The organism is Blautia caecimuris (genome assembly GCF_024622975.1).
GTDB classification, from domain to species: domain Bacteria; phylum Bacillota; class Clostridia; order Lachnospirales; family Lachnospiraceae; genus Blautia_A; species Blautia_A caecimuris.
The window spans coordinates 284,693-309,141 of record NZ_JANJZT010000001.1 but is presented as its reverse complement, the minus strand read 5'-3'; the positions used below and the strand labels follow the sequence as shown (position 1 = coordinate 309,141).

Genomic DNA, 24,449 nt, shown 5'->3' with positions numbered 1-24,449 from the left:
ATAAAAGGAGCATTTGCTATGAGAGGCTTTGAATATTACACCCCCACAAGGGTGATTTTTGGAAAAGATACACACATGAAGGCCGGCGAACTTCTGAAAGAATACGGCTGCAAAAAAGTTCTGATCCATTACGGCAGCGGAAGCGCTGTTTCTTCCGGACTTCTGGATCAGATCAAATCCAGCCTTGCCGAAGCCGGGGTGGATTTTGTCACGCTGGGAGGCGTTGTGTCCAATCCCAGACTCAGCAAGGTTTGCGAAGGAATTGAGCTGTGTAAAAAAGAGCAGGTGGATTTTCTTCTTGCCGTAGGAGGCGGAAGCGTCATTGATTCCTGCAAGGCTATCGGCTACGGCGTTGCCAACCCCTGGACAGATGTATGGAATTTCTTCCTGAAAACAGAAGTGCCCAAAGACTGCCTTCCCATTGGCGCCATTCCCACTATTGCCGCATCAGGAAGTGAAATGAGCGGTTCCTGTGTGATCACCAACGAGGACGGATGGCTGAAGCGGGGAAGCACCAGAAGCGATCTCTGCCGTCCGAAATTCGCTCTTTTAAATCCCAGACTTACTTATACACTGCCCCAGTACCAGACTGAGAGCGGATGTGTGGATATTCTCATGCATACCATGGAACGATACTTTGTCAATCTGGAAACTATGGAGATCACTGACAGTATCAGCGAGTCCCTGATGCAGACTGTGATCTACAATGCCAGAATACTTATGAAAGAGCCGGGCAACTACAATGCAAGGGCCGAAGTGATGTGGGCCGGAAGCCTGTCCCACAACGGGCTTACAGGCTGCGGAACAGGTGGCGGCGACTGGGCCTGCCATCAGCTTGAGCATGAGCTGGGTGGTCTGTATGATGTGGCGCACGGCGCCGGACTTGCCGCTATCTGGGGAAGCTGGGCACGATATGTATATCTGGAAAACCCGGAGCGCTTCGCCCAGTTTGCAACAAATGTATTTGATATTCCCTGCTATGTGGATTTTGAAAAAACAGCGCTGGCCGGCATTGAAGCCATGGAAGATTTTTTCCGCTCCATAAAAATGCCCACCAGCCTCCGGGAGCTCGGTCTTGATCTGAACGAAAAACAGATTCATGAGCTTGCCTTTAAATGCAGTTTTGAAGACACCCGTACCATCGGCGTCTTCAAACAGCTGAATATGAAAGACATGGAAAAAATCTATCTTATGGCCCGCTGACCCTTCCGGTCTGCCTACCTGATAACTGTCTTTTCTATCGAAATAAAGTTTTTGTCAGTATCCTGAAATTTCACCGCAGATTCCTGATCTGTTTCAGAAATAAAGGTGAATTTCAGGATTCTTTTTTATTTATGCAGAACAGCACTTTCAGAGATTAGAAAACTTAATCAGCCGGAAGCACACCTGTTCTCTTACAGAGAAATACGTCTCTCCTTTCCGTCATATACAAAACGTTTCTCCACCTTATCTCCTTCCAGGATCACGCGGCATTCACGTCCCTTCAGCCCCTGTGCAAAGGTATGCTCTGCTGCGCCGATTGTCAGGCAGTGCTCATCATCCTTCCAGGTAAGAGAAATCTGGTTATATTTGCCCTGCTCATATGCATATCCGTCTCCGTCATCCTCATACAGAACAAAGCTTCCGTCAGCGCCCGGATAAATATGGATCTCAAAGGGTGTATCCACCGCCTCGTCCGCATAGCGCATTTTCTGCTCCATGGGAATGACAGCTCCGGCCTTTACAAATACCGGAATATGGTCAAGGGAAGCGTCCGCTTCCACCTCTGTGCCCCCCTCATATTCTTTCAGCGTATGGAAATCATACCATTTCGTTCCCGCCGGAAGATAGCAGTTCCAGAGCTTCTCACGGTCAATGGCGCGGCTTTCCCTCTCATAATACATAGGTTCTGTTACCGGGCATACCAGAAGGCTGTCGCCAAACATATACTCATCTCCCAGCGCCGCTGCGCGTTTATCCTGTGCAAAATCAAAAAGCAGGCTTCTCATCATTGTATAATCATCTGTCCAGATTCTTGCTGCATTGGAGTAAATATAAGGCATCAGTCTGTATCTCAGCTCAATATTCTTTACAAGCGCATCATAGAAAGGCTCGCCTGGCCTGCCGAAATTCCACACCTCCCTGGGGGTGTCCGTGCCGTGTGAACGGAACATGGGAAGAAAAACTCCCTGCTCAAACCAGCGCACATACAGTTCTCTGTAACCGTAATCCTCCACACCTTCCTCGTAATCCCCTCTCCAGAACCACTTTGGCGTTGGATCCTTGCTGCAGGAGCAGCCTCTGTGCTGCCAGTTTTCGTTTACGGTAAAGAAACCGCCGATATCAAGAGTCCAGTAGGGCATACCGCTCATACACATATTCAGCCCCTCATGGATCTGTTTTTTCATGGTATCCCAGGAGGCAAAAATATCTCCTGACCACAGGACAGTTCCGAATTTCTGACTGGATGCATAACCGGAGCGTGTCAGGTTCAGAACACGTTTGTCCGGATTGGACTTTCTCTGATTTTCATAAATCCCCTGAGCATGTGCAGCCGCATAAAGGTTTGCCCTCTCTGCCCCAAGGAATCTGCGGTGCTCGTCTCCTACCAGGCGGAAACGCTCCCATGGCTCTCTTTTAAACTCACCATTCCAGTCCGGGCCGGAAAAGGGCTCTGTAGAATCACACCACCAGGAATCAAAGCCTCCGGAAAACAGCTCCCTCTCCGCCTGTTTCCAGTAAAGTTCTCTTGCTTCCTCAGAAAAAGCATTGTAGGTGGCATAATCATAAAAAAGATGTCCTGCCGCCTTCATCTCCTCGTAATCCTCTGTTCCGGAATTCATATTCGGCCATACCGATACCATGGAATGCACATGCATATCGTGAAGCTTCTGATTCATTTCTGTCAGGCTTGGATAGCGTTCTCTGTCCACACGCTTGTTTCCCCATTTGCCCGGCTCCCAGGTATTCCAGTCCTGTACCACACAGTCCAGAGGAATGTCAAGATCACGGTATTTCTTTGCAATACCAACTACCTCGTCCTGAGTTTTGTAGGCTTCTTTGGACTGCACATAGCCAAAGGACCATTTGGGCAGCATCACGGCCCGTCCTGTAAGAAAACGGAAGCCTTTGATGATCTCATCCAGGTTCTCTCCTCTGATAAAATAATAATCCAGCTGCTCGATCATATCCAGATACAGCCAGGAGCCTCTGCAGTCGTCGTTAAAGGTCATCAGGGAGCCGCAGTCCACCAGGATTCCATATCCCCTGTCCGATACCAGGAAGGGGATCGGGATGCGCATATTATGCTGATAAAGGTACTGAACGTTTCCACGATAATCATAAATGCCTTCCTCCCCCTGTCCAAGACCATGGATATGCTCGTCCGGCTGCCAGCAGAAGTTCAGTTTTCCGTGAAAGGCCATGTGATCCTCCACAGCCTTCAGATTCTGCACAAAATTTCTCTCGCCGTCTACGGTCTGAACTCTTTTGATAACAGGCTCCTCGCCCCCTGTAGAATAAACCATAAGAGGAGCCTCTGTCAGTTCCTTGCGGCCCTCCTTCAAAAGTACACGGCCGTCATCAGCATTCCGCCATACAAAGCCTCCGTTTTTGCTGTCAGCCTCCAAAACCACTCTCTCTGTCCGGAAAACAGTTTTTTCTCCGCCCTCACTGACACTAAAAGAGCTTTCCGGACATACCTTAATGCCAACAGGTGACTTTTGCTCCCAGTTCTCTCTTTTTGTGTAAGAACATCTGATAATATTGTTACGTACTGCCTGAACCCTGCAGTTTCCGTCCTTTAATCGAAATTCCCACTCATGTTTCTGCATAATACCCATAATACTTCTCCTTTATTTTCAGATTAAGCAGAAAAAGGGCATCAGCCCTTTACTGCTCCGGCGGTCTGTCCGCCTACGATATGCTTCTGGCACACCAGATACATAATGATAACCGGCAGACAGGTCAGAAGAATGTCCGCACAGATCAGGTTCCAGCTCTTTGAATACTGTCCGAAGAAATTGTATACAGCCAGTGTCATCGGCCATTTTTCGGAAGAATTCAGGAAATACAGAGGCATTACGAACTCATTCCATGTATTCAGGAAGCAGAGAACTGCCGCTGTCACCATACTTGATTTCATCATCGGCATGACGATATTAAAGAAAAGTCTCCAGGGTCCGCAGCCGTCCAGCACTGCCGCCTCATCCAGATCCACCGGAACCTTTGACACAAAGCCGTACAAAAGGAATACAGAAAACGGAAGCTGCATTGCCACATACAGAAGAATGATACCCAGCCTTGTATCATTTAACTGTGTCACCTGCATCACTTTCATCAGAGATACATAGTTAATGGGGATCACAATACCCAGAACCATGTACATATACAGTCTGTTGTCAGCTTTTCCCCGTCTTCTGGCAAGTACATAGGCTGCCATGGATGCAAGGATTACAGTAATGACCGTTGCGCAGCCTGCATACAGAAGACTGTTCAGGAAGCTGGTTCCCAGCTTTCCTTTTTCAATCACAACTGAAAAATTACTGAACTCCCAAATCTTTGGAAGCGTCAGAGACAAGGTAAGGGCCTCAGAATCCGGTTTAAATGCATTGATCACGATCAGAAGAAGAGGGATCAGCATGATCAGAGAAAAAATCCATGCAAGGATATTTTTTAATATTGTCAGAATGATTTTCTTGGTTTTCGCATTCATTACTCGATCACCTCATCTTTCGTCAGAATCTTAATCATAAAGTAGCCTACGATCACCATAAAAATGAACATAACGGAACTGATAGTGGTGCCCTGTGCATACAGGCCCTGGGAAAACTGCTTAAATACTGCAGTGTACATAACCTCTGTTCTGTGTCCCGGTCCTCCGTTTGTCAGGGCATATACCATATCAAATACCTTCAGGCCATAAAGCACGTTCAGTACGATAGTTACTGCCAGAGTCTGCTTCAGCATGGGAAGAGTAATGTAGCTGAATTTTTTAAATCCGTTTGCTCCGTCAATACTTGCGGCCTCATAATAAACATTGGGGATGGCAAGAATGCCCACGATCAGAATTGTCATAATGTATCCGGTTCCACGCCAGATATCAACCCCCATAACAGACCAGAATGCGATCTGCGGATCGGTAAGCCATCTCTGTGTAAGACTTTCCAGACCGATCATCCGAAGTCCCTCATTAAGAAGACCGTTTTTCGGATTCAGAATGGAAGTAAATACAAGGCCAATGATCAGAATAGAAAGAACTGACGGCATGTACATTACGCCTCTGTGGAAATTCTTTGCCTTAATATTCCTGCTGAGGGCAAGGGCGAACAAAAGTCCCAGTCCTGTTTTTGCAGCAGTGGTCACCACAGTAAATAAAAGTGTGTTCAGTATGTACTGCAGATAATCCTGGTCGCCGCTGAATACATCAATAAAATTTTGAAAGCCAACAAAATTCAGCTCCTTTGAATATGCAGACCAGTCTGTAAAAGAATAGCCGATTCCAATGATCCCGGGAATAACGGACAGGGCCGTATAGATAAAAATAGCGCCTGCTGCAAAATACCAGGGATAAATTTTTGATTTGTTCACAAAATCCTCCTCCATTTCTCTTTGTTTCTCTCTGTTTTTCTTTATTTTAGGGTAAAACGCATAATTTTCCCATGCACTCGCCTGTTTTATTTATGTATTTTTTTAACCAGATGTGGTACAATATGAACACTTAATGAATCCAAGTCAAAGACGCAGGATGAATTTAGTGAGAATATATGCCTGGACACTTAACGAGGTCGAGCGATGCGAACACCAAGTTTAGTGACCATGGTGCAATGGCAAAAGATAAAATCGGAGGTGTGTCTTATGTTTGCCAGACATGGAAAAAAGAGTATTCAGACCATTCTGTTTTACCGTTTTTTATCGGTAACCGCAGCGCTGCTGATCATAGTCTCAGCCATTGTCTATCTGATCCAGTACACAAAAATGTACAAAAATATGGAGAATGACATTATCCGCACAAGCTCCAGTATTGGCGATGCCATTGACCTTCAGATCAGCCAGATGGATAATATATGTCTTAATGTGATCAACTCCACCTCCGTAAAAGACACCTTTGCTGAGTGGAGCCAGAACAAAAATGCCTCCGCCTATGAGCGGCGTCAGCAGCAGAATCAGCTGAACAACTCTCTTGTTTCCATACGAGGAATTGACACCTCCATCCGCCAGGTGAATCTTTATTCCATGGAGTCAGGCGGATATGGAGTGGGAAACTATTACGGCAGACTGTCCAAAAGTACAGCCGATCTTCCCTGGTATAAGGGAGCGGTAGAAAAGGACGGCTACCGTTTTTTTCAGGCTGACAGCCATCCTCTTCTCTCCCGGCACTCAGGAACTGAGACTGACAGGTTTTATTTTTCCCTTTACCGTATGTACTTTGACAACTACCATAATCCTGCCGGCTTTGTGGAAGTGTCCAAATACTATGATGAGCTTTTTGAGGAAGCGCTTTCGCCCACCACTTCTTCCAGTATTGATATCACCGTGTATGATGAGGACGGCAGGCAGATTTATCCGGATACTGCCTCTGGCGGTGAAAAACACTTTGATTATTTCACGGAACTTAACTCCCGTGATCTTTCTTCAGACAGCGCCCGGATATATAATGATCTGAAGCAGCAAAAAGAGTTTGTCACTGTGTGCCCTCTGGACTACAGCGGATTTACTGTAACTGCATCCATTAATAACACAGGCTTTTATACTCCCATCCTTGCCAGCCTCATGTGGATTCCCCTGCTGGCTCTCAGTCTGTTTGTAGTCTGCTATTTTGTGGCAGGATTTTTAAGCCGCAGGCTTGCCCAGCCACTGACAGAAATGCACCAGTTTCTGTCACAGTCTGATTCCGCCGGAAAGTTCCGGCAGATCAGTCTGAAAGATTCCGGAGTCATAGAGATCGACCGGCTGCGCGACTCTCTGAACAGCTCCATCCGCGCCCAGGAGGCTGCAACGGAATCCCTTCTTGTGATGAAGGAATCTGAGATACAGGCCCAGATGCTTGCTTTACAGGCACAGATGAATCCTCATTTTCTCTACAATTCCCTGAATACCATCGGAGCTATGGCCGAAGAGGGAATGACGGAGGAGGTCACCTCCATGTGCCAGGATATCACCTCCATTCTCCGATACATATCTTCAGACAAAGAATCAGTTTCCACAGTGGAGGAGGAACTGGAGCACTGTTCTCTTTATTTAAACTGTATGAAAATGCGCTTTAAGGACAAATTCACTTATGAGTTTGACATTGGCGATGATCTTCTGGATCTGAAGATCCCCAAGCTGTGCATCCAGCTTCTGATTGAAAATTCGGTAAAATTTGTATCAAAAACAGCGCCGCCCTGGCATATCCGCATTGAGGGCTACATTGATGCCGGACAGTGGCTGATCTCCGTAAAGGACAACGGCCCCGGCTTTGACCCGGAGGTAGACAGACATCTCCGATCTCAGATGGATGAAATCCTGAAATACAGCCGGCTTCCCAGCCTGGAGCTGGACGGCATGGGTATTCTCAATATTTTTATCCGCTTTTATCTTCTGTTCGGAAGCTCTTTTTTGTTCCAGTTCGGAAATCTGCCCGAAGGAGGCGCTTTTGTAATTGTAGGAGGACGTTTTCATGAAAAAGATCAAACATTATAACATCATGCTGGTTGAAGACGAAGAACTGCTCCGCCAGTCTCTTGCCAGACACATCGACGCTCTGGACAACGGCTACAAGGTAGTCTGTCAGGCAATGGACGGACAGGAAGCTCTGGATGCCCTGAAGCAGGAGGATATCCATCTCATCATCACAGATATCCGTATGCCTGTTATGGATGGACTGACTCTTGCCCGTAACATCCACCAGCAGTATCCCCATATTCTTACTGTGATCCTGTCCGGCTATGCAGACTTCCAGTACGCTCAGGAGGCTCTGCGCCAGGGTGTATTTGACTATCTCCTGAAGCCTGTGACCCGTGAAAGTCTGGAAAGCACTCTTGGAAAGGCAAGCCTTGCTCTGCAGAAATATTATGAGCTGGAGGAGGACACCTCCATGGCGGGAAAGGATTCCCAGGAAATCGTAGACTACGTAGTTCTTTATATCCGCAATCACTACATGGACGATATTGACTTCTCGGATATTTCTTCCCGTATGGGCTTCAGCTCTGCGTATCTCACAAAGCTGTTCAACAGATACGTGGGAAACACACCGTTAAAGTATCTTACAGACGTACGCATCCACGAAGCCAAGCATCTTTTGTTAAATACCACTCTTCCCATCCGTGAGGTGGGTGAAAAAGTCGGCTACCCGGATCAGTTCCATTTCAGCAAAACCTTCCGCAAGCTTACCGGAATAAATCCTACTGCGTACCGCCAGAAACCGCAGATGGAAGAATAATTTGCAGCAATAAAAATAAGTGCAGGTATCAGAGTTAATTACTCTCTGACAACTACACTTTTTTGGTACTGAAAAGACCTGTTATCGGTTTACAGAACTGATTACAGGTCTTTTTATTCTGCTGATCTTTATGCATTGCTGTTTTTCCTGTACAAAGCTTAAAAAAGTGTACAAATCCTTTATTGATCTGTCTTTGTGCCATACATAATCCCGCTTAATATTTCTTCTACGCTCGAGTATTTCCTTCGAGTATTGCAGATCCTGTTGTGAAAAATTTAATATTTGCTTATTTATATTTTCATTTTAAAAGAACCTTAAAAAGAACGACATAGCTTTCGCTATGCCGCCCTTTATGCTTTAAAATCACTTATAAATTATTTCCAGGCTTCGTCTCCAACTGCCTCTGCCTGAGTTGCGCGTCTCTCGTCGATTGCGTTCAGAACGTCCTCAGAGGTCATATCGCCGATAAACATGGATACGATATCCTGTGTCAGCTCTGTCCACTGAGGATTCAGGTATTTAATAGTATCCTGGAATACAGTTCCCTGCTTCTCAGCAGAATCGATAAACTCTTTTGTTTCATCGCTGTAGGAAGGTGTCTGACCAACCTCGAAAGGAAGGTTCTCGATCTTGTCACAGTTGTCAATCATGTACTGTACACTGTCAGCAGAAGCAATGTACTCAAGGTACTGTTTTGCTTCTTCCTGATGCTCAGAACCGGAATAAATAAATCTGGACGGTCCAACCGGATGTACGTTCAGAATGTCGTTGTCAAGAAGCGGAATCTTGAACATACCAAAGTCTTCCTCTGTGTAAGCGCCTTCGGAAGCTGCTGCGATTGCCGGAATCTGACCGGGTTTCTCAAGAGCCATTGCGTACTCGCCTGTTCCAAGATACATAAGAAGATCTGTGTACTCGTCAGACAGGTAGTTGTCGCCGAAATAGCCTTTCTGGGCCATATCGTTCAGCTGGTCAAGTGCCTGTTTCAGTTCAGGAACATCTGCAAATTTGATCTTGTTATTGTTCAGATCATCTACAATATTCGGAACAAGATCCTCATATTTTCCGCCGATCTCAGTAAACCACATAGTCTGATGCCAGCCGTCTGCACATGGCTCATAGATTGGAGTTACCTCATTGTCAAGAAGTGTCTGACATACTTCCTCAAACTCTGCAAATGTAGTGGGAACTTCCAGCTTATTCTCTTCAAAAATCTTCTTGTTGTAAATTACATAATAATCTGTGGAAACGTCGAAATAAGTCATTCCGTAAACCTTGTCGCCTACAGAAGTCTGCTCTTTTGCAAACTCATCATAGGTCTCTACCCATGGCTGATCGGAAAGATCTACTGCGTTTTCTTCTACGTTATACTGGGAAACAATATCAAAGGCTCCGGCCTGTCCGCCAAAGATATCCGGACCCTCACCACTGTTCAGTTTTGTCATCAGCATATTGTAATACTGATCAGCCGGGACAATCTGATAATCAATCTTGATTCCGGTCTCTTCCTCAAATTTTTTGCCAAGCTCCATCTCCGCGTCATACACCCAGTCCTGACTTGCCATTACAGTAATGGTTGTATCGCCCTCCGCATGAACTGTCTCTGCATATACAGTGATAGATCCTGCTGCCATTGCACCACAAAGAAGTGCAGCCACTAATTTTTTCTTCATCGTAAAAACCCTCCTGTTTTCTTGATGGTTTTATCATACCAGCACATTCACCAAAAGAACATGGAAATTGCGCAGCTCTTTTTGTCATTTTTTAACTTATCTGTGATCTCAGATGTCATAATTTTTGTTCATACACTGAAATACTGCTTTTCCCCGAAAAATTTATGCCATACAGATTTTACTTTTTCTCATCCCTTGGCGGCTTTCCCACCTGTTTTTTGTACAGACGGTAAAAATTGGAGATATTATGAAATCCACATTCCATGGCGATTTCCGTAACACTTTTGTCCGTATCTCTTAAAAGTTCTCTGGCGTGGCTGATACGAATGCGGGTCACATATTCACTGAAGCTGATACCGGTTACCTTCCTGAAATAAGAGGAAAAATAATTGGAACTCATATAAGCCGCTGCCGCCACTTCATCCAGGGTGATTTTTTCACTGTAATGATGATCTATATAGGAAATCGCCTGCTCCAGACGCTTCATGGCAGACTTTTTTTCCTTCAGCATCTCTCCTGATTTACTTTCATCCTGATAGGTGCGGATCAGCATGGTAAGTATACGAAGGATATTTGCCTTGATCATCAGAGGATATCCCTCTTTCTGCTGCTGCCACTCTGCATAAATCTCCCTGATTCCTTTGCGGATCTCATGACTTACCGGCTCTTCACTTCCGATCCTGTTTTTAAAATTACTTCCCCGCTCTACAAAAGGCTTCAGATATTCAGAGTCAAAAACACTGAGCTTTTCTGCCACAAATTCCGGGGAAAAAATCATTACCAGAAGCTTCATATCTTCTCCCATCAGCTTCCAGCCATGGGCTTCCACATTATTAAAAATAATAATATCCCCCGGTTTCATCATATACTCCTGTCCGTTGACAGAATAATTTCCCTGTCCTTCCTGTACGTAAGTGATCTCAAAATAACTGTGCCAGTGAAAGGTATCCGGTCGGCTGTTTTTATGATTCAGCACCACCTCTGATATCTGAAAGGGAAAATCCTTATCCAGCGCAATATTATCTCTGATAAGCTTCATCTTATAATGTCCTTTCTGCCGCTGTGTAATGGCGTGATTCTTCAGACATTATAACAAATGCCGGTTTTAAGCGCAATTATTGTCAGAAATAATCATAAAACAGACTTTTAAGGGATTATTTATAAACTATTCTGTTTTTCTGTGTTGACAAATTCTTCAATTTTTTCAAGATACTCCTGGTGTTTTCCATGTACTGCTATGCGAAAATAGTTGTTTCCCTCTATTCCTTTTATCATATAATAATCATTTTCAATTTTGAAAAACGGCTGTCTGAGCATATCCAGATACACAAATCCCCCCAGAGGTTTCAGACTTAAAATAAACTCCCTGTTTATTTTATGATCCAGAAGACAGTCCCAGGCAAACCATCCGGCTTCTGCGCACTTTTCTCTTGATTCTGTTTTTTCCACAATCTTCATTTCCAATTTCTCCTGATCTGTAAACAAAGCTTTTTCTGATAAAACCTTCAAAAAACTCCTGTCAGAGATTCTGCAATTTCTTCTGCCGCCTTTATAAAGCTTCTTATTTCCTCCTCGGTTGTGAACCAGGAAACACTGACCCTTACAGTTCCCCTTGCCCCGGTTCCCATTGCCTGATGGATCAGCGGCGAACAGTGAAGCCCTGCCCTGACTGTTATTCCATAGGTATCCCCAAGAATATAGGCACTGTCCGACGGAGAAAGCCCTGTAAAATTCATGCTCAGCACCGGGCCTCTGCATGTCTCCTTATTTCCATAAACCTGAATTCCGGGAATCCTTTCAAGTTCCTCATACAAAATCTCCATCAGATTTCTTTCTTTTTTATGGATTATCTCCACACCTGTCTCAAGAATAAATCCCACTCCGGCATAAAGGGCTGTGATCCCGGGAAGATTATGGGTTCCCGGCTCATATTCATAATCGTCATTCTCATAAACAAGTTTTGCGCTGTCTGTTCCTGTTCCCCCAAATTTCAACGGGATCAGCCTCAGTCCCGGCCGTATATAAAAGCCTCCTGTTCCCTGAATTCCCATAAGGCTTTTATGTCCTGTAAAAACAAGGGCATCTGCTCCCCATTTCTCTGCATCTATGGGAATACAGCCTGCACTCTGAGAAACATCTGCAATGAAGATCAGTCCGTGTTTTTCTGCAAATCTTCCCACCATATCCATATCCTGAATACACCCGGTCACATTGGAACAGTGATTTACTACAATTGCTCTGGTCCGGGAAGTCACAGAACTTTCCAGTGCTGCCAGTGTGATCCTGCCGTCTTTTTCACAGGGAATCACTTTCATTTCCAGTTTCTGTGCTGACAGAAGATTTCTGACAGGCCGCAGAACACTGTTATGCTCTGTCTGAGTAACCAGAATCTCCCCATCCAGCAGTAATCCTCCCAGCACTGTATTCAGGGCTTCTGTGGCACCTGAAGTAAAATATATCCTGGAATACTCAGAAATACCCAAAAGCCTGCCCAGACGCTCTCTGCAGGCTTCTTCAATATCCTTTTTTCCAATCTGCATTCCTCCCCGAAACTGAGAAGCAGGCACGTCTTCCAGACATGCCTGCACTGCTTCTTTTACACAGGATGGTTTCGGATATGAGGTTGCTGCATTGTTCAGATAGATCAAACCTCTCCCTCCTCCCCGGCTGATTCCCGTCAGCCTTCCAGTATATTAAAATTCATAACTTTTGCGATTTTTTTCAGAATTTTTCTATAGTCGCCAAACACCAGTACCTGATGATGGCCAAAGCCTGCCAGATTATGCATATACTCTCTTGCGTCATCCATTTTAATATAATAATAAGGACTGCAGTAAGTCTCTGCATACTCGGAACGGATGACTTCCCCTACCTTTACGCACATGGTATCGCCTGCCGGATTAAATCGTCCCAGAGTTACATAATCCTCATTATTCTCTGTAAAATCAACCTGAAGCTTGCCACCGAATCCCTGACCGGTAAATGCCCAAAGTTTATATTCCAGAGGTTTGGTTCCGTAACCATTCATGCACAGCGCCGGAACTGCATGATGAATACGAAGCAGTTCATCTGTTTCATGATTGGGATTTCCCATAAATGCAGGCCGGTGAGCTGCATACTGCAGAATCACCATTGCCATCAGTGCATTGAGATCCTCTTCACATCCACTTGGAATCCCTTCATCTTTTAAAATAGAGTGGCACATACACGGGGTAAATTTTCTCTGCTGCGGAATTTCTGTGGTGCAAAGCTCATGGCAGGCCGTAGAAAATGCATTACAGTCATAAATATCCATCATTTTTTTTGCTGCCAGATAATATTTGATATCATTCAGGAACCATTCTGTATTTACCTGGGTATCTGAAGAACCATTGATGATCTTTTCTGCAATTGGTCTTGCTTCTTCGTCTGTGATCTCATCCATGTATTTAAAAATAGATGTAAAAGGAAGCTTCACAACTTCCAGGCCATAACGCTGTCTTAAAATCTCAGGATCACGGATCAGGCTCTGGATCCCAAAAGTCGGCTGAGATCCTGCAGTCAGCACAAGGGCTCTTGTATTCTGAACTGCTTTTCTTACCCAGAGAATATGCGCGATCTCATTCACATCCTGAAGATCCATACAGACATAAGCCTCTATTCCAAGTGAACGGCAATAAGCTGCAAAATCAATTCCCTCATTTCCGTTCTGCCAGATGATCACCGGTTTATTATAACGTTCAAGCTTTGGGATTCTCCAGCCCATGCACAGAAAACAGTCTACTTTGTCAAGATCTTCTCCTATTTTTGCAAAAAGCTCTTTCTCAACAGTGAAAGATTCATTATAGCGAACATCCAGAGGCTCCAGAAATTCAACCTCATCAATGACCTGTTTTAATCCCTCTACAGAACTTTTAAAAACTTCGTCTGCAGCTTTGGCCTCTGCTTCCTCAGTCATATCCTCTCTCCGTCCGGCTCTGCACGGTCCCTCCCAGAAATGTGTGTGAGTAAGGCATCCCACCAGCGGTCTTACAACCAGTTTTGTTTCCATAGCTTTCTGTTTCATTTGTCTGTTTCCTCTCTTTTTATTTTATAAGTTTACGTTTTCCTATTTCTGATAAACCTATTATATAAAGGAAATATAGAATTTTCGTCCTGTATCTTGTGATATCACTGTACTTTTTTCCTGTTTTTGCAGGAAAAAGTCTACCGATCATAAATCTGCCGATCATAATGATCTGATCCATTTATTTCTTCTTTACCAGCCTGACAGCCCCCGTCACCAAAGGATAAAATATTCATCAGAACAAAACCGCAGCCCGGGCCGTGGAACCCTTTTGCTGCGGTTTTTCTGTGTTACAGAATATATTTTATTGGAATTCAAAAGTAAACTTTATTTATCTTCCCAGTGACTCACAGAAAGTGCCTTTGACATCGCTCCAGTTCTTTTCTGCATAATCCAGAAGATATACTGCCTGCTCCATGGACATTTCCGGGAACAGAAGGAAGAGGCTGTGAGAACCGTATTTTTTTACAAGACGGTCTACGTTTCTGATCCAGTCCTCAAACTCTCCGGAATAAACCTTTACCCAGATGGATTTTCCTGCTGCAATAGCTTTGTCATAAATCACATCCCAGTCCGGAAGAGTTCCGTCCGGGCCGGCATCGCCGCTGGTCCACTGCAGAGCATCAATTCCGTCAATTTCCATCAGAGCATCCATGTGCTTGATCGCCTGCGGTCCGTCCAGATGATAAAGAACATGATCCACATTTTCAGACTGTGTTCTCAGTGAAGGCTGGATGTATTTCCGGAAATCCTCCGGTGACATCATGGCTGAGAAATCACACTGCAGCTTCACGGTTCTTCCCGGTCCCCAGATCTGGAACACAGTGTATGCGTTGCCGCCTTCCTCGTCTTTGATGGCATCGTAGAAACAGTCATAATAATCATAGTAAACATCAGTTACTTCCTGTATACGCTCGCCTACCTTTTCCGGCTCATCCAGAAGGTCGAACAAGGTTTCCTGGGCTCCGCGAAGGGATGCCAGAACATCAATATTCTCCATCAGGTCAGGCATATCTACATAAAAATCATTTCCAGCCAGTTCACGGCAGCTTTTCACAAGATTGATATGTTTCTTAAACCATTTATTTTCCGGATCAAACTGAAGCTTCGGAACACCATCCCAGCCGTCCAGACACTTGTTAAACCATACGGTGTCTTCTTTAAAGCCGATCTCGGATCCAAGGTAGGCTGCCAGAGATCCCGGTCCAAAGTCAACATTCAGGTTCGGGAAACTCTCGCCAAGGAATGCGTGAGTGTCACAGAAGAAACGATAACGGTCTACGATTCTCTGAGGATCCTGATATTTATCCTCCATATCCTTCCACATCAGCTCATCCGGCATATTGTAGTATTTGCCCTGGCAGATCTGCCCCAGATATCCGCCGTCTACAGGAGTTCCGTCAGAATACTGTTCAATCTCCGGTCTTCTTGCGATCACGCACATCAGCGGACGGCCTGTGTTCTTGTGAGCCCAGTAATTACGGAATTTCTCTTTTGTTTCTTCCCAGTTCAGCTTATAGCCTTCTCCCGGACCGGGAAGACGTACTTTGCTGATATCTACTTTTGTTTTGTCAAAATTCACCTGAACTGCAGCTTCTTTTACAGGCGCAGCTTTCTCTTTTGATGCTGCTTCTGTTTTTTCTGCCGCTCTTTTTTCTTCAAAAGCTTTCAGTTCTTCCTCAGTAAGGTCAAATTCTCCGGCTGCGGCCTTTGCACAGAAACCGGAATCCGCATATTTTTTTGCCTGCTCTGCTGCAGATGCCGCATCCTCGGTATATGCGTCTGCGCCGATCTCATCAGCAAACTCCTGAGTGATCGGAGCTCCTCCTACCATAATTTTAATTCTTGGACGGAAAGGCTGCTCCAGAAGAGCTGCAACTGTGTCGCGCAGAGACGGCATGGTTGTAGTAAGAAGCGCGGATAGGGCAACGATCGTTGCATCCTTATGTTCATTTACTGTATCAATAAAGGTCTGGATGGGAACGTCCACGCCAAGATCAAGAACCTCAAATCCGGCGCTCTCAAACATCATGCCCACCAGATTTTTTCCGATGTCGTGAAGGTCGCCTGCCACAGTACCGAGAATGATCTTTCCTGCGCTTCCCGCCTCTCCTGTTGCAAGATACGGCTTCAGCACCTCAACACCGGCCTTCATAGCGCGGGCTGCAGCCAGCATCTGCGGAACAAAGATGATCTCTTTTTTGAAGTTCTCACCTACCACAGCCATAGCTCCGATCATACCGTCATTGAGAATTGCTGTAGGATCGCAGCCTGCGTCAATGGCATCCTGCACACATTTTCCGATTTCTTTGTTTTTACCGTCCTGAGTTGCCTTAAAGACTGCCAGCATCTTCTCGTCTGCCGGTGTCTGCGGTGCCGCTTCTGCTTCTGACTCCTGAGGTCTGTCCTGGAATTTCCCGATATAATTCAGGCAGTATTCATCTCTTTCCAGAAGAGCGTCTGTGGCATAGATCATTCCGATCATATTTTTGTTGGTTGGATCTACGATAGCGCTATCCATACCTGCATTCATGGCAAGAACCATAAATGCCTGATTGATATTTTTTCTTACAGGCAGACCAAATGAAATGTTGGAAAGACCGCTGGTAATATGGATTTCCGGATATTCCGCCTTAATCTGACGGCAGCAGTCTGCAAATACAGTAAGTGCAGTCTCATCTGTTGACAAAGTTACTACCAACGGGTCAATATGTAATCTTGACGGAGCAATTCCGTACTCTTTTGCCTTTTCCATGATTCCATGGAAAACCTTCATCCTGCGTTCTACAGAATCCGGGATTCCGTCATTGTCGCAGAGAAGAGCAACACATTCCCAGTCTGTATCCGCAATGACCGGGAAAATCCTGTCAATTTTGTCTCCTTCCAGGGAAACAGAGTTTACCAGTCCCGGTCTTTTACAGAACGGGATCGCTGCTACGCAGGATTTTGCACTTGGACTGTCTACACAAATCGGCGTATCTGTTACCTCCTGTACAAGATCAATCATCCATTTTAAAGTTTCTACTTCCACGTCCTCCTCAACAGAAGCACACACGTCCAGAAATGTGGCGCCCGCTTCTGCCTGTTTTCTGGCTCTCTCTTTGATAAGTTCCGCATCCTTATCTGCAATGGCCTTAGCAACTGACGGAATGGAACCGTTCAGTTTTTCTCCAATGATTATCATGGCATACCCTCCTGTATGTTATTACTGAGTTTATTTTACCCCAGGAGAGCTTGTATTTTCTTCTGCTATTTTTTTATTTATGTGTACTATTTTAATTTTCTCAGTTACATATTACAGGCATTTAAAAGAAATCCCTCTGCACTGCTGAAATTTTCAAGCTTTGTAACCAGAATATGACATATTTTTCTGACTGCAAATGATACAATACAGTTGCTGCCGAACCTCCAGCAGAAAGGAGGTGAATGCTGATGTCAGAACTTATCATGACGTTTTTTGTTTCTGTCGCAGCAGGTATAGTTAGCTACTATATCTGCAAATGGCTGGACAAAAACAACAGGCAGTAACAGCCTCAAGGTCTAAGCCTCCTTACATAAAAGGAATAGAAAACCCCGGAAGTGTAGCAGACTTCCGGGGTTTTCGTTTTCGCTAATGTCAGAATCATAACGTTTTTAGCTACTATCAGTATATGCTCCTCCTGCCTGAAAGTCAACAAAATCTCATCGACACCATTCGACAACAGTAACCCTCTGACAATATTTTATTCATTTTCATCTGCTGATGATGATACAAAACCATTTTCTGACTCTTCAGATTTTACTGCATCAAGATAAATCTCCATCATAGCCTCCTGATAGGCAGCTCTTTTCTTCTTTTTCATGCACTCCCGGATTTCCAGAAGCTCGTCTATATATACCTGTTCCAGCTTTTTAAGCCGTCTGGGATTCAGTTCCACTTCGGACAGAAACTGCAGATACCATTTTTTATCATATTTCCAGAGATGAAGACTTTCACCATATCGTTCTTTCAGCCTCTGAGCAATCAGGATACCTTCCGGGTCAAAATCCCCTGCATAAAAGAATCTGTGACTGCCCTTCAGGCTGTCCAGCAGAAGCAGAGCGGCAAGCCTTGGCTGTCCATTGATACACACAGCCGCACATTCCGGATATCGGGCTGTCAGAACAGAAAATACTGCCGGATTTTCTACTACATAAACCTGTTTCCGCTGCGCCCTGATAACCTCAATACTGCCCATGGTGTGCAGCGTCAGACGCATGGGTTCCTTCTCAAGAAAAAATCCTTCTATTCCCCTGTGAAGACTTCCATCTCTTTTCCAGCCCCGGATACCATAAGCCAGAACCTCATTAGACAAATCGTCTCTCAAAAGCCCGCACTGATAAAAAAGGCGGTTCTTTTCCTCTGCACCTGTCATTTTCTCTGAGTCTGTGTCCGACAACTGCCATGAAAAAAATGCAGTCAGTAATTTTTCGGCAGCAGTACCTGCGTCAAAATAATGAGGATTGCCTGTGACCTTTGCAGAAAATACAGGAAGCAGTTCTCTGCAGCCGTTTCCTTCTCTAAACATTTCTGTAAGTCTCTGAACTGCAGCCATAAAATTCTCCAGCACACTGCGAAATGTCTCCGGATCACCTCCATACTGCTGAATCAGAATTTCATAACCTGGAAGGTGATTTGCCAGAACCAGCTTCAGCCATACAGAAGCCGTATTTCCCTGAGATTTTTTTATAATATCATTGAAATAAAAAGCTCTTTTTTCCAGTTCCTTCTGTTTTTCTTCTTTTTTTATTACCAATGGCTGTTCAAAATATGCTTTCAGCAGCTCTTCTCCCGAAATTCCTGCAAAACGGCTGTTCTGAAGCCTTTTTTCAAACACCTGCGCAGAAATTGTCACAGTCCTGCTTTCTGTATAATCCTTTTGAAAAAAGCCACTGAGCTGAGCCTTCTCCTCCTGATCCAATCCGGTCAGCGTTATCTTACCGCCCAGATATCCCAGTCCGGCATATTTCTCTCGCCATTTTGAGAAAAACTTTTTATAAACCGGACGCTCACGAAAATATTCCAGACATTCCTTCAGGTTTTTATTTTTCTCTCCTTCTGTCATTTCCTATGACCTCTGTTCCGTACTTCCTGTTGTCATGATCTTTTTCTTTCCATTCCAGATATAGCGGATCACAGAAACAAACTTTGCATTTTCCGGTCGGATCAGCTGATAAATTGCCAGTCCCGGAACCGTATCATAATCGCCCCACAAAATCTGAGAATTGATCATAAAATTAAATTCAAATTCCACCATCAGACGGAACATATCCCGGATATTGGTTTCATCTACACCGGCAAAAGCCTCGTCAAGAGAAATCAGCCTTGGCGCATCCTCGTTGGCTCCTGCATATTTTGCCACCACTGCTGAAAATAAAGGAACATACATGGACATGGCTTTTTCTCCTCCGCTGAAGGTAAAAAATACTCTGTCTGTCAGCTCCCGCTTCTTCTCTCCTGTTTTCTGGCACTCCAATTGAAATTCAAACCACTTTCTGTAGTCCAGTACCTCCCGCATAGTTGCATGGAAGGACTGAACTGCGCCGGTTTCTCCTGAAATTTTACGGGCTTCCTCAATTTTTGACCGAAAATGACGGGAAAGGCTCTCAACCTCTTCCTCCCTCATAATCTCCGCATCCTTCTGAAGCAGCTCCACCAGAGATCTGGTATCCAGCTGATCTTCTCTTTGAGCCTGCTTATTCTTCCAGCGAAGACTTAATTTCAATCCGCTTGAGGTCTGCATGGATTCCATTAGTGTATTCATTTTTTCTATCCAGCGCCTGCTTGCCTGGATCTTTATCCTGATTTTTTTACTGATCGTGTTTGCAAGTATATCCTCAAACAGCTCCCGGTCTCTTTCATTTAAAAGAGCAGACAATGATTCCGCATCTTCTGTCAATTTCCGGATCAGTTCCTTAAAAGTCACTGATATTCCCCGATATTTTGCCGAAATATCAATTCGCTTTACACTTTTTTCATAAAACAGACTGTCCTCATCCAGATCACCAAACAGAGACAACAGAGTAATCTGATAATCCAGAAGATATCCCCGGTTCTGATGATAAATCTCCTGAAGATTTCCAAACAGGTCGCTCTGTTTCTTATTTCCAAAGCCTCCTGCAAACATCCTGCACACCTTCCGCGCCTGATCATCCATATCCTCTGTAATTACAAAATTTTTTTCCACATACCCTAAATTATATTCTTTCTGGAAAATATACTGATACTTTTCCTGTTTTTTCAGAAATTCCTGTTTCTTTATACCGTTTTCCTTGATTTTTTCTTCAAGCGTCTGGATTTCACCTTCCAGGGCTTCCTGTTCCCTTACACTGTTTTCCCGTTCTTTCGGAAGCTGCAAGAGACGCTTCATGCAGAAATCCAGGCGTTCCTGTATCTGCTCATAATCCGTAAGCTCCAGCTGTTTTCTCACAGAATCCAAAAGCCCCTCCAATTCCCGTATTTTCTGCTGAATCCGAATTCTTTCATACCGTATTTCGTCCAGATCCTGTTCCAGCTCCTCCAGATACGCTTCCTGACTTTCCACAAATCGGAGACCATTCTGATAATTTCCCCATAAAACCTGGAGACTAGCCAAAAGCTCCTTATAATTTCTCAGCCCATCCAGCGTCTGTACAAACAGCTCCAGACGAGGCGTTAAATATGCTTTTGAACAAAGCTCCCTGACCTTAATCCGAATCTGATCCAGATTTTTTCTTTCTTTTTCCGTAATGATCTGCTGTTCTCCCAGCTGTCTTACCGAAATTTCCAACTTATATTCACACTCTGCCAGGGCCTTTGCCGCTGTTTTCAGATCATCCTCTTTTGGAAACTCCAACCATTCTCTCTGAAGCCTGTTCCTTCTTTCTTCATTTTGCACTATAGCTTCTTCCAGCATCCGGATTTCTTTTTCTTCCTGTTCACAAAGGACTGTCAGCTCTTCTATCTTACTTTTCCTGTATTCTTCCCGTGCACGGGCACCAATAAAACGCGCTTTATACTCCTTTGTAACCGTACCCTCCAGCACTCCAATCCGGTAATTTCCCTCTCTGTCAATCCAGGAATGACCGCTCTGCTCCTCCCGGCTTCCAAATCCTATTGCTGAAAGAATATTGGAGATGCTATGATATAAAAGAATATCCTGCTCTCCATTATCCACGTCCAGGACCTGAGTCAGATTCTCTTTCACATGGGAAACGTCACTGAAAATATATTTGTCGCAGACGCCTGGGTCCAGAGAATACACCTGTTCCCGATATTCCTCTGAGATAATCAGGGCATCCAGAACTCCCATATTCATAAGAGCCTCTTCTATGCGGTCTGCCTGTTCTCTAGTTAATCCTGTGTCAAACTCTATGATTTTATAAAACTGCTGATAGGGTATTCCCTGTTCCTTCAGTCTTCTTCGATTTTGTCTTACACATTCTGGCTGCTCCGGTTCCGGATCTTTTTTATTATTCCAGCTTTCAAGTTCTGCATTTAATTCTTCGAAGGATTCCTGTGCTTTGCCATGAGCCTGTTCCAGTTGCAGCTTTTCCCGGTTCAATTCACTTTCCTTACTGAACAGAATGCCTTTTACAGAATCACGGATTTCCAGAAAGTCCTCCCCTAATTCATACTCCTGAATTTTTCGGGTCATTTCCCTCAGTGCATCCGGTTCTGGTTTTAACTCCTGATTTTCGTGAGCCCAGATATAAATTTTTTCTGTCAGCTCTGCCTTTGTCTCCTGAAACAGTTTTTCATACTGCTGGACTGATCTTTCCGCCTGATCCCGCTGCTGCTGACAGACATCCAGCTCTTTCAGGTATCTGTCATATCGATCCTGACAGTTTTTTTCCTCCGTAAGCCCCTCTTTTCCTTCTTCCACCTTGTCTGTATATTTTTTTAATAAAGCATTGTGAGATGAAAACGAATAAGAAGGATTCCTGTCTTCCAGAAGTTCTTTCCTTAAAAAAGAAAACTCATCAAAGGGGATATCTTCCATTTCCTCTTCCATTTCATCCAGACAGCCTTCCATGTCAGCCCAGATAGTTTCATTTCTCTCATTTTCCTGTCTGAGCCTTTCCTTTGCATCCAGATGTTTTTCTTTTTTCTCCTGTTCCTGAGCCTCTTTTTTTCTCTCTTCCTTCCGCTTTTCATCCAGATCCTGCGTCAGCTTTATTTCCTGATCTTTCAGCTTTGCCGCATCACTTTCCGCAAGAGAACTGCTTTCTTCTTTTAATACCGTCTCCTCACATGCCAGAGCTTCATAATGCTGCTTCTCCTGAATCAAAAGCTCCTCCCTGTTCATAAGACTCTCTGAGAGCTCCTTTTCTGTTTTTTCACAATCCTCAAGATTTTTCAGAGCCTCCGTCAGCATCATAGCCTTGTCGTACAAGACAATCTGATTGTACTGATCATACACCTTTTCAATCTGTCTGGCAGCATTTATGCTCTCATTCAAAGAATCCAGATTTGTTTTCAGGCTGTCCATGTTTTCAATTGCTTCTGACATAGGGCGCAGATCATCTTCCGACAGAGTCTGCAGAGAACTGCTGAGGATTTCATTGATTACTGTAGGCTTAAAATCCTTTGATAATTTAGGCGTACGAAGCTGGATCAGAAGCTCCAGAAACTCCCTGTACTCCTCCTGAGTCTCAAACCCAAACAGAAGACGGTTCACACAGGCCGCATATTCTCCCTGGGTTTCCATTACCTTTCCGCCGTCGCCAATACGATTTTTCAGTTCTGCCTTTGAGCAGGTAATACGGTTGTCCACATCCTTATACAGAAAAACATCTTTTCCAACCCGTCGGTTGTCTGTAATACAGAAATACCAGGATTCCAGCTTTTTATTCTTTCTGGCGCGGATTCCCAGTCCAAGGGTCATGTATTCCTCGCTTTTCATGCGTTTAAATTCCATATAAAGATAGCCGGTCCGTTCTTCCCGGTCATCACCCTCTTCCAGAAGATAATTTTCCATTTTTCTAGCTCTGGAGCCAAAGGGATCCAGACGTTCCGGTCTCATATTTCCGTCCAAAAGAAGCGGAATAAAGCTCTGCATGGTAACAGATTTTCCTGAACCATTTGCTCCCCTTAGCAGCATACGACCGTCCAGAAAATCAAATTCTTCTTCATCATAATACCAGAAATCAATCAGTCCCACCTTGCTGATCTGCCACTTACTGTTATTCATTCTGTCCTCCCTCTAATACAAAATCTGCCGGATAAACTCCCATGATCTTTCCTGCTGCCTGTCTTATAACAATCTCATCCTGTTTTTCTTCTATAAGCATTAATTCTTTCATATAGTCAGCCATCTCCCGATAGATTTCTCCAAAAGTCATTTCCCGATATGTTTTATTCCAGGCTGCTCCAAATCTCTCTCTGCATTCTTCTGCAAGTCTCTGAAAGGCTTCCCTTGGAATCCTGATCTGCTCATCAAGAGGAACCTGAATTTCTCCTGTCTGAAGCTTTTCCTGCAGAATTCGGTTAAACAGAAGAACAATATCTGACAAGGTATTTTCCTCCGGAAAACATCTGCCAAGATGGCTGTTTTCATTCAGAATCAAAAACGCACTGTTTCTGTGAACCTGAAGCTCGCAGTCAAACAGCTCGGAGAGTTCTCCCTGTATCATATTTCTGTAATTTCTCACATAGGCGAAATCTTCTTCTGAATCTGAATCCTTATACATGCCCATAGACATCAAAAGTCTCCGGTAAACTCTCTGTCTCCGCACAATTCCCCTGTCCTCATTGACGTCGATCCACTCTTCCTTTTCAAAGTCCTCCGGTGAATGGTAGCCCATAATATCCTGAGTGAAATTTTTCATAAAATATCTGGAAGCACCTGTATTTTCATACAGAACCTCTCCTGTATAGTCCCGGGCAAATCCCTCTTCGCTTCCATCGTCTATATTCAGAATCCCACAGGCAGTACAGTATTTCATCACCTTGATCATATGACGGCGGTACCGATAAACCGTCCAGTCAATCTGCTCCCCTTCATACTGACTCTGTACATACTCTGTAAGCTCAGACAGCACAAACTGTTCTTCTGCTTCCTTCTCCTCCAGAAACATAAGGACAAGGCAAAAAAACACATACTCCACAGGCTCTTTAAAGTCCAAAATCCCCATCCAGTTTTCCGGCACAGCAGGCATTTTTTCCACCTTGATCAAATAGGGATTTACAATCACCTGATACCCCAGCTTTTCTCTCAAAAATTTCTTTTCCTCACCGGAAGCCAGCTTCTCTTTTACCTGATAATAAAGTTCCCGATCTCTCGACTTCAGGATCCATCTCCGGTTCAGCAAAATCTCCAGTACATTCATC

15 protein-coding genes are annotated in these 24,449 nt (G+C 44.5%); 3 read left to right on the top strand and 12 right to left on the bottom strand.

Annotated elements, in window-relative coordinates; translation table 11 throughout:
* Positions 1 to 18: 18 nt before the first annotated feature.
* A complete protein-coding gene (locus NSA57_RS01385; RefSeq protein WP_147598106.1) occupies positions 19 to 1,203 on the top strand; it encodes an iron-containing alcohol dehydrogenase in 1,185 nt (394 codons plus the stop codon).
* 191 nt (positions 1,204 to 1,394) lie between these two features.
* On the opposite strand, the gene NSA57_RS01380 is transcribed toward NSA57_RS01385, so the two are convergent.
* The 3 genes from NSA57_RS01380 to NSA57_RS01370 are packed head-to-tail and all read right to left on the bottom strand — an operon-like array spanning position 1,395 to position 5,568.
* Complete coding sequence (locus NSA57_RS01380; RefSeq protein WP_257463768.1) at positions 1,395 to 3,821, bottom strand: glycoside hydrolase family 31 protein; 2,427 nt, start codon at positions 3,819 to 3,821, stop codon at positions 1,395 to 1,397.
* Between the two features lie 41 nt (positions 3,822 to 3,862).
* Positions 3,863 to 4,693, bottom strand: coding sequence for a carbohydrate ABC transporter permease (locus NSA57_RS01375; RefSeq protein WP_147598105.1), 831 nt, complete (start codon positions 4,691 to 4,693; stop codon positions 3,863 to 3,865).
* Positions 4,693 to 5,568, bottom strand: a complete 876-nt coding sequence (locus NSA57_RS01370; protein ID WP_138270019.1) for a carbohydrate ABC transporter permease — start codon at positions 5,566 to 5,568, stop codon at positions 4,693 to 4,695. Before NSA57_RS01370 ends, NSA57_RS01375 begins: the two co-directional genes overlap by 1 nt.
* 267 nt (positions 5,569 to 5,835) lie before the next feature.
* Here NSA57_RS01370 and NSA57_RS01365 point away from each other — a divergent pair, with 267 nt between their 5' ends.
* Together NSA57_RS01365 and NSA57_RS01360 are read left to right on the top strand one after the other, a co-directional pair.
* Positions 5,836 to 7,662 carry a sensor histidine kinase gene (locus tag NSA57_RS01365; RefSeq protein WP_147598104.1) on the top strand — a complete coding sequence of 609 codons (1,827 nt, stop codon included), beginning with the start codon at positions 5,836 to 5,838 and terminating at the stop codon, positions 7,660 to 7,662.
* Entirely contained in the window at positions 7,640 to 8,401 is a 762-nt protein-coding gene (locus NSA57_RS01360) for a response regulator transcription factor (protein ID WP_147598103.1), read from the top strand. The genes NSA57_RS01365 and NSA57_RS01360 overlap by 23 nt, the downstream gene beginning before the upstream one ends.
* Positions 8,402 to 8,775: 374 nt before the next feature.
* On the opposite strand, the gene NSA57_RS01355 is transcribed toward NSA57_RS01360, so the two are convergent.
* The 9 genes from NSA57_RS01355 to NSA57_RS01310 all read right to left on the bottom strand — a co-directional run bounded on the left by NSA57_RS01355 (position 8,776) and on the right by NSA57_RS01310 (position 24,448).
* Positions 8,776 to 10,074 carry an ABC transporter substrate-binding protein gene (locus NSA57_RS01355; RefSeq protein ID WP_138270016.1) on the bottom strand — a complete coding sequence of 433 codons (1,299 nt, stop codon included), beginning with the start codon at positions 10,072 to 10,074 and terminating at the stop codon, positions 8,776 to 8,778.
* Positions 10,075 to 10,252: 178 nt separating this feature from the next.
* Positions 10,253 to 11,113 (bottom strand): AraC family transcriptional regulator, encoded by an 861-nt coding sequence (locus NSA57_RS01350; protein ID WP_138270015.1) that lies wholly within the window; start codon positions 11,111 to 11,113, stop codon positions 10,253 to 10,255.
* A gap of 119 nt (positions 11,114 to 11,232) precedes the next feature.
* On the bottom strand, positions 11,233 to 11,532 hold the full coding sequence (locus NSA57_RS01345; RefSeq protein ID WP_178709151.1) for a hypothetical protein: 300 nt from the start codon (positions 11,530 to 11,532) through the stop codon (positions 11,233 to 11,235).
* Positions 11,533 to 11,579: 47 nt separating this feature from the next.
* Positions 11,580 to 12,722 carry an aminotransferase class V-fold PLP-dependent enzyme gene (locus tag NSA57_RS01340; protein ID WP_173752061.1) on the bottom strand — a complete coding sequence of 381 codons (1,143 nt, stop codon included), beginning with the start codon at positions 12,720 to 12,722 and terminating at the stop codon, positions 11,580 to 11,582.
* 29 nt (positions 12,723 to 12,751) lie between these two features.
* Positions 12,752 to 14,119 carry a hypothetical protein gene (locus tag NSA57_RS01335; protein ID WP_138270012.1) on the bottom strand — a complete coding sequence of 456 codons (1,368 nt, stop codon included), beginning with the start codon at positions 14,117 to 14,119 and terminating at the stop codon, positions 12,752 to 12,754.
* A gap of 331 nt (positions 14,120 to 14,450) precedes the next feature.
* Positions 14,451 to 17,303, bottom strand: coding sequence for a cobalamin-dependent protein (locus NSA57_RS01330; protein ID WP_330671273.1), 2,853 nt, complete (start codon positions 17,301 to 17,303; stop codon positions 14,451 to 14,453).
* Between the two features lie 538 nt (positions 17,304 to 17,841).
* Positions 17,842 to 19,203 carry a TIGR02679 domain-containing protein gene (locus NSA57_RS01320; RefSeq protein ID WP_022068909.1) on the bottom strand — a complete coding sequence of 454 codons (1,362 nt, stop codon included), beginning with the start codon at positions 19,201 to 19,203 and terminating at the stop codon, positions 17,842 to 17,844.
* A 3-nt stretch (positions 19,204 to 19,206) separates the two neighbouring features.
* The gene (locus tag NSA57_RS01315; RefSeq protein WP_257463767.1) at positions 19,207 to 23,310 is read right to left on the bottom strand and encodes a TIGR02680 family protein; all 4,104 of its coding nucleotides are present in this window, start codon (positions 23,308 to 23,310) and stop codon (positions 19,207 to 19,209) included.
* Complete coding sequence (locus NSA57_RS01310) at positions 23,303 to 24,448, bottom strand: TIGR02678 family protein (RefSeq protein WP_257463766.1); 1,146 nt, start codon at positions 24,446 to 24,448, stop codon at positions 23,303 to 23,305. Before NSA57_RS01310 ends, NSA57_RS01315 begins: the two co-directional genes overlap by 8 nt.
* Position 24,449: the final 1 nt, after the last annotated feature.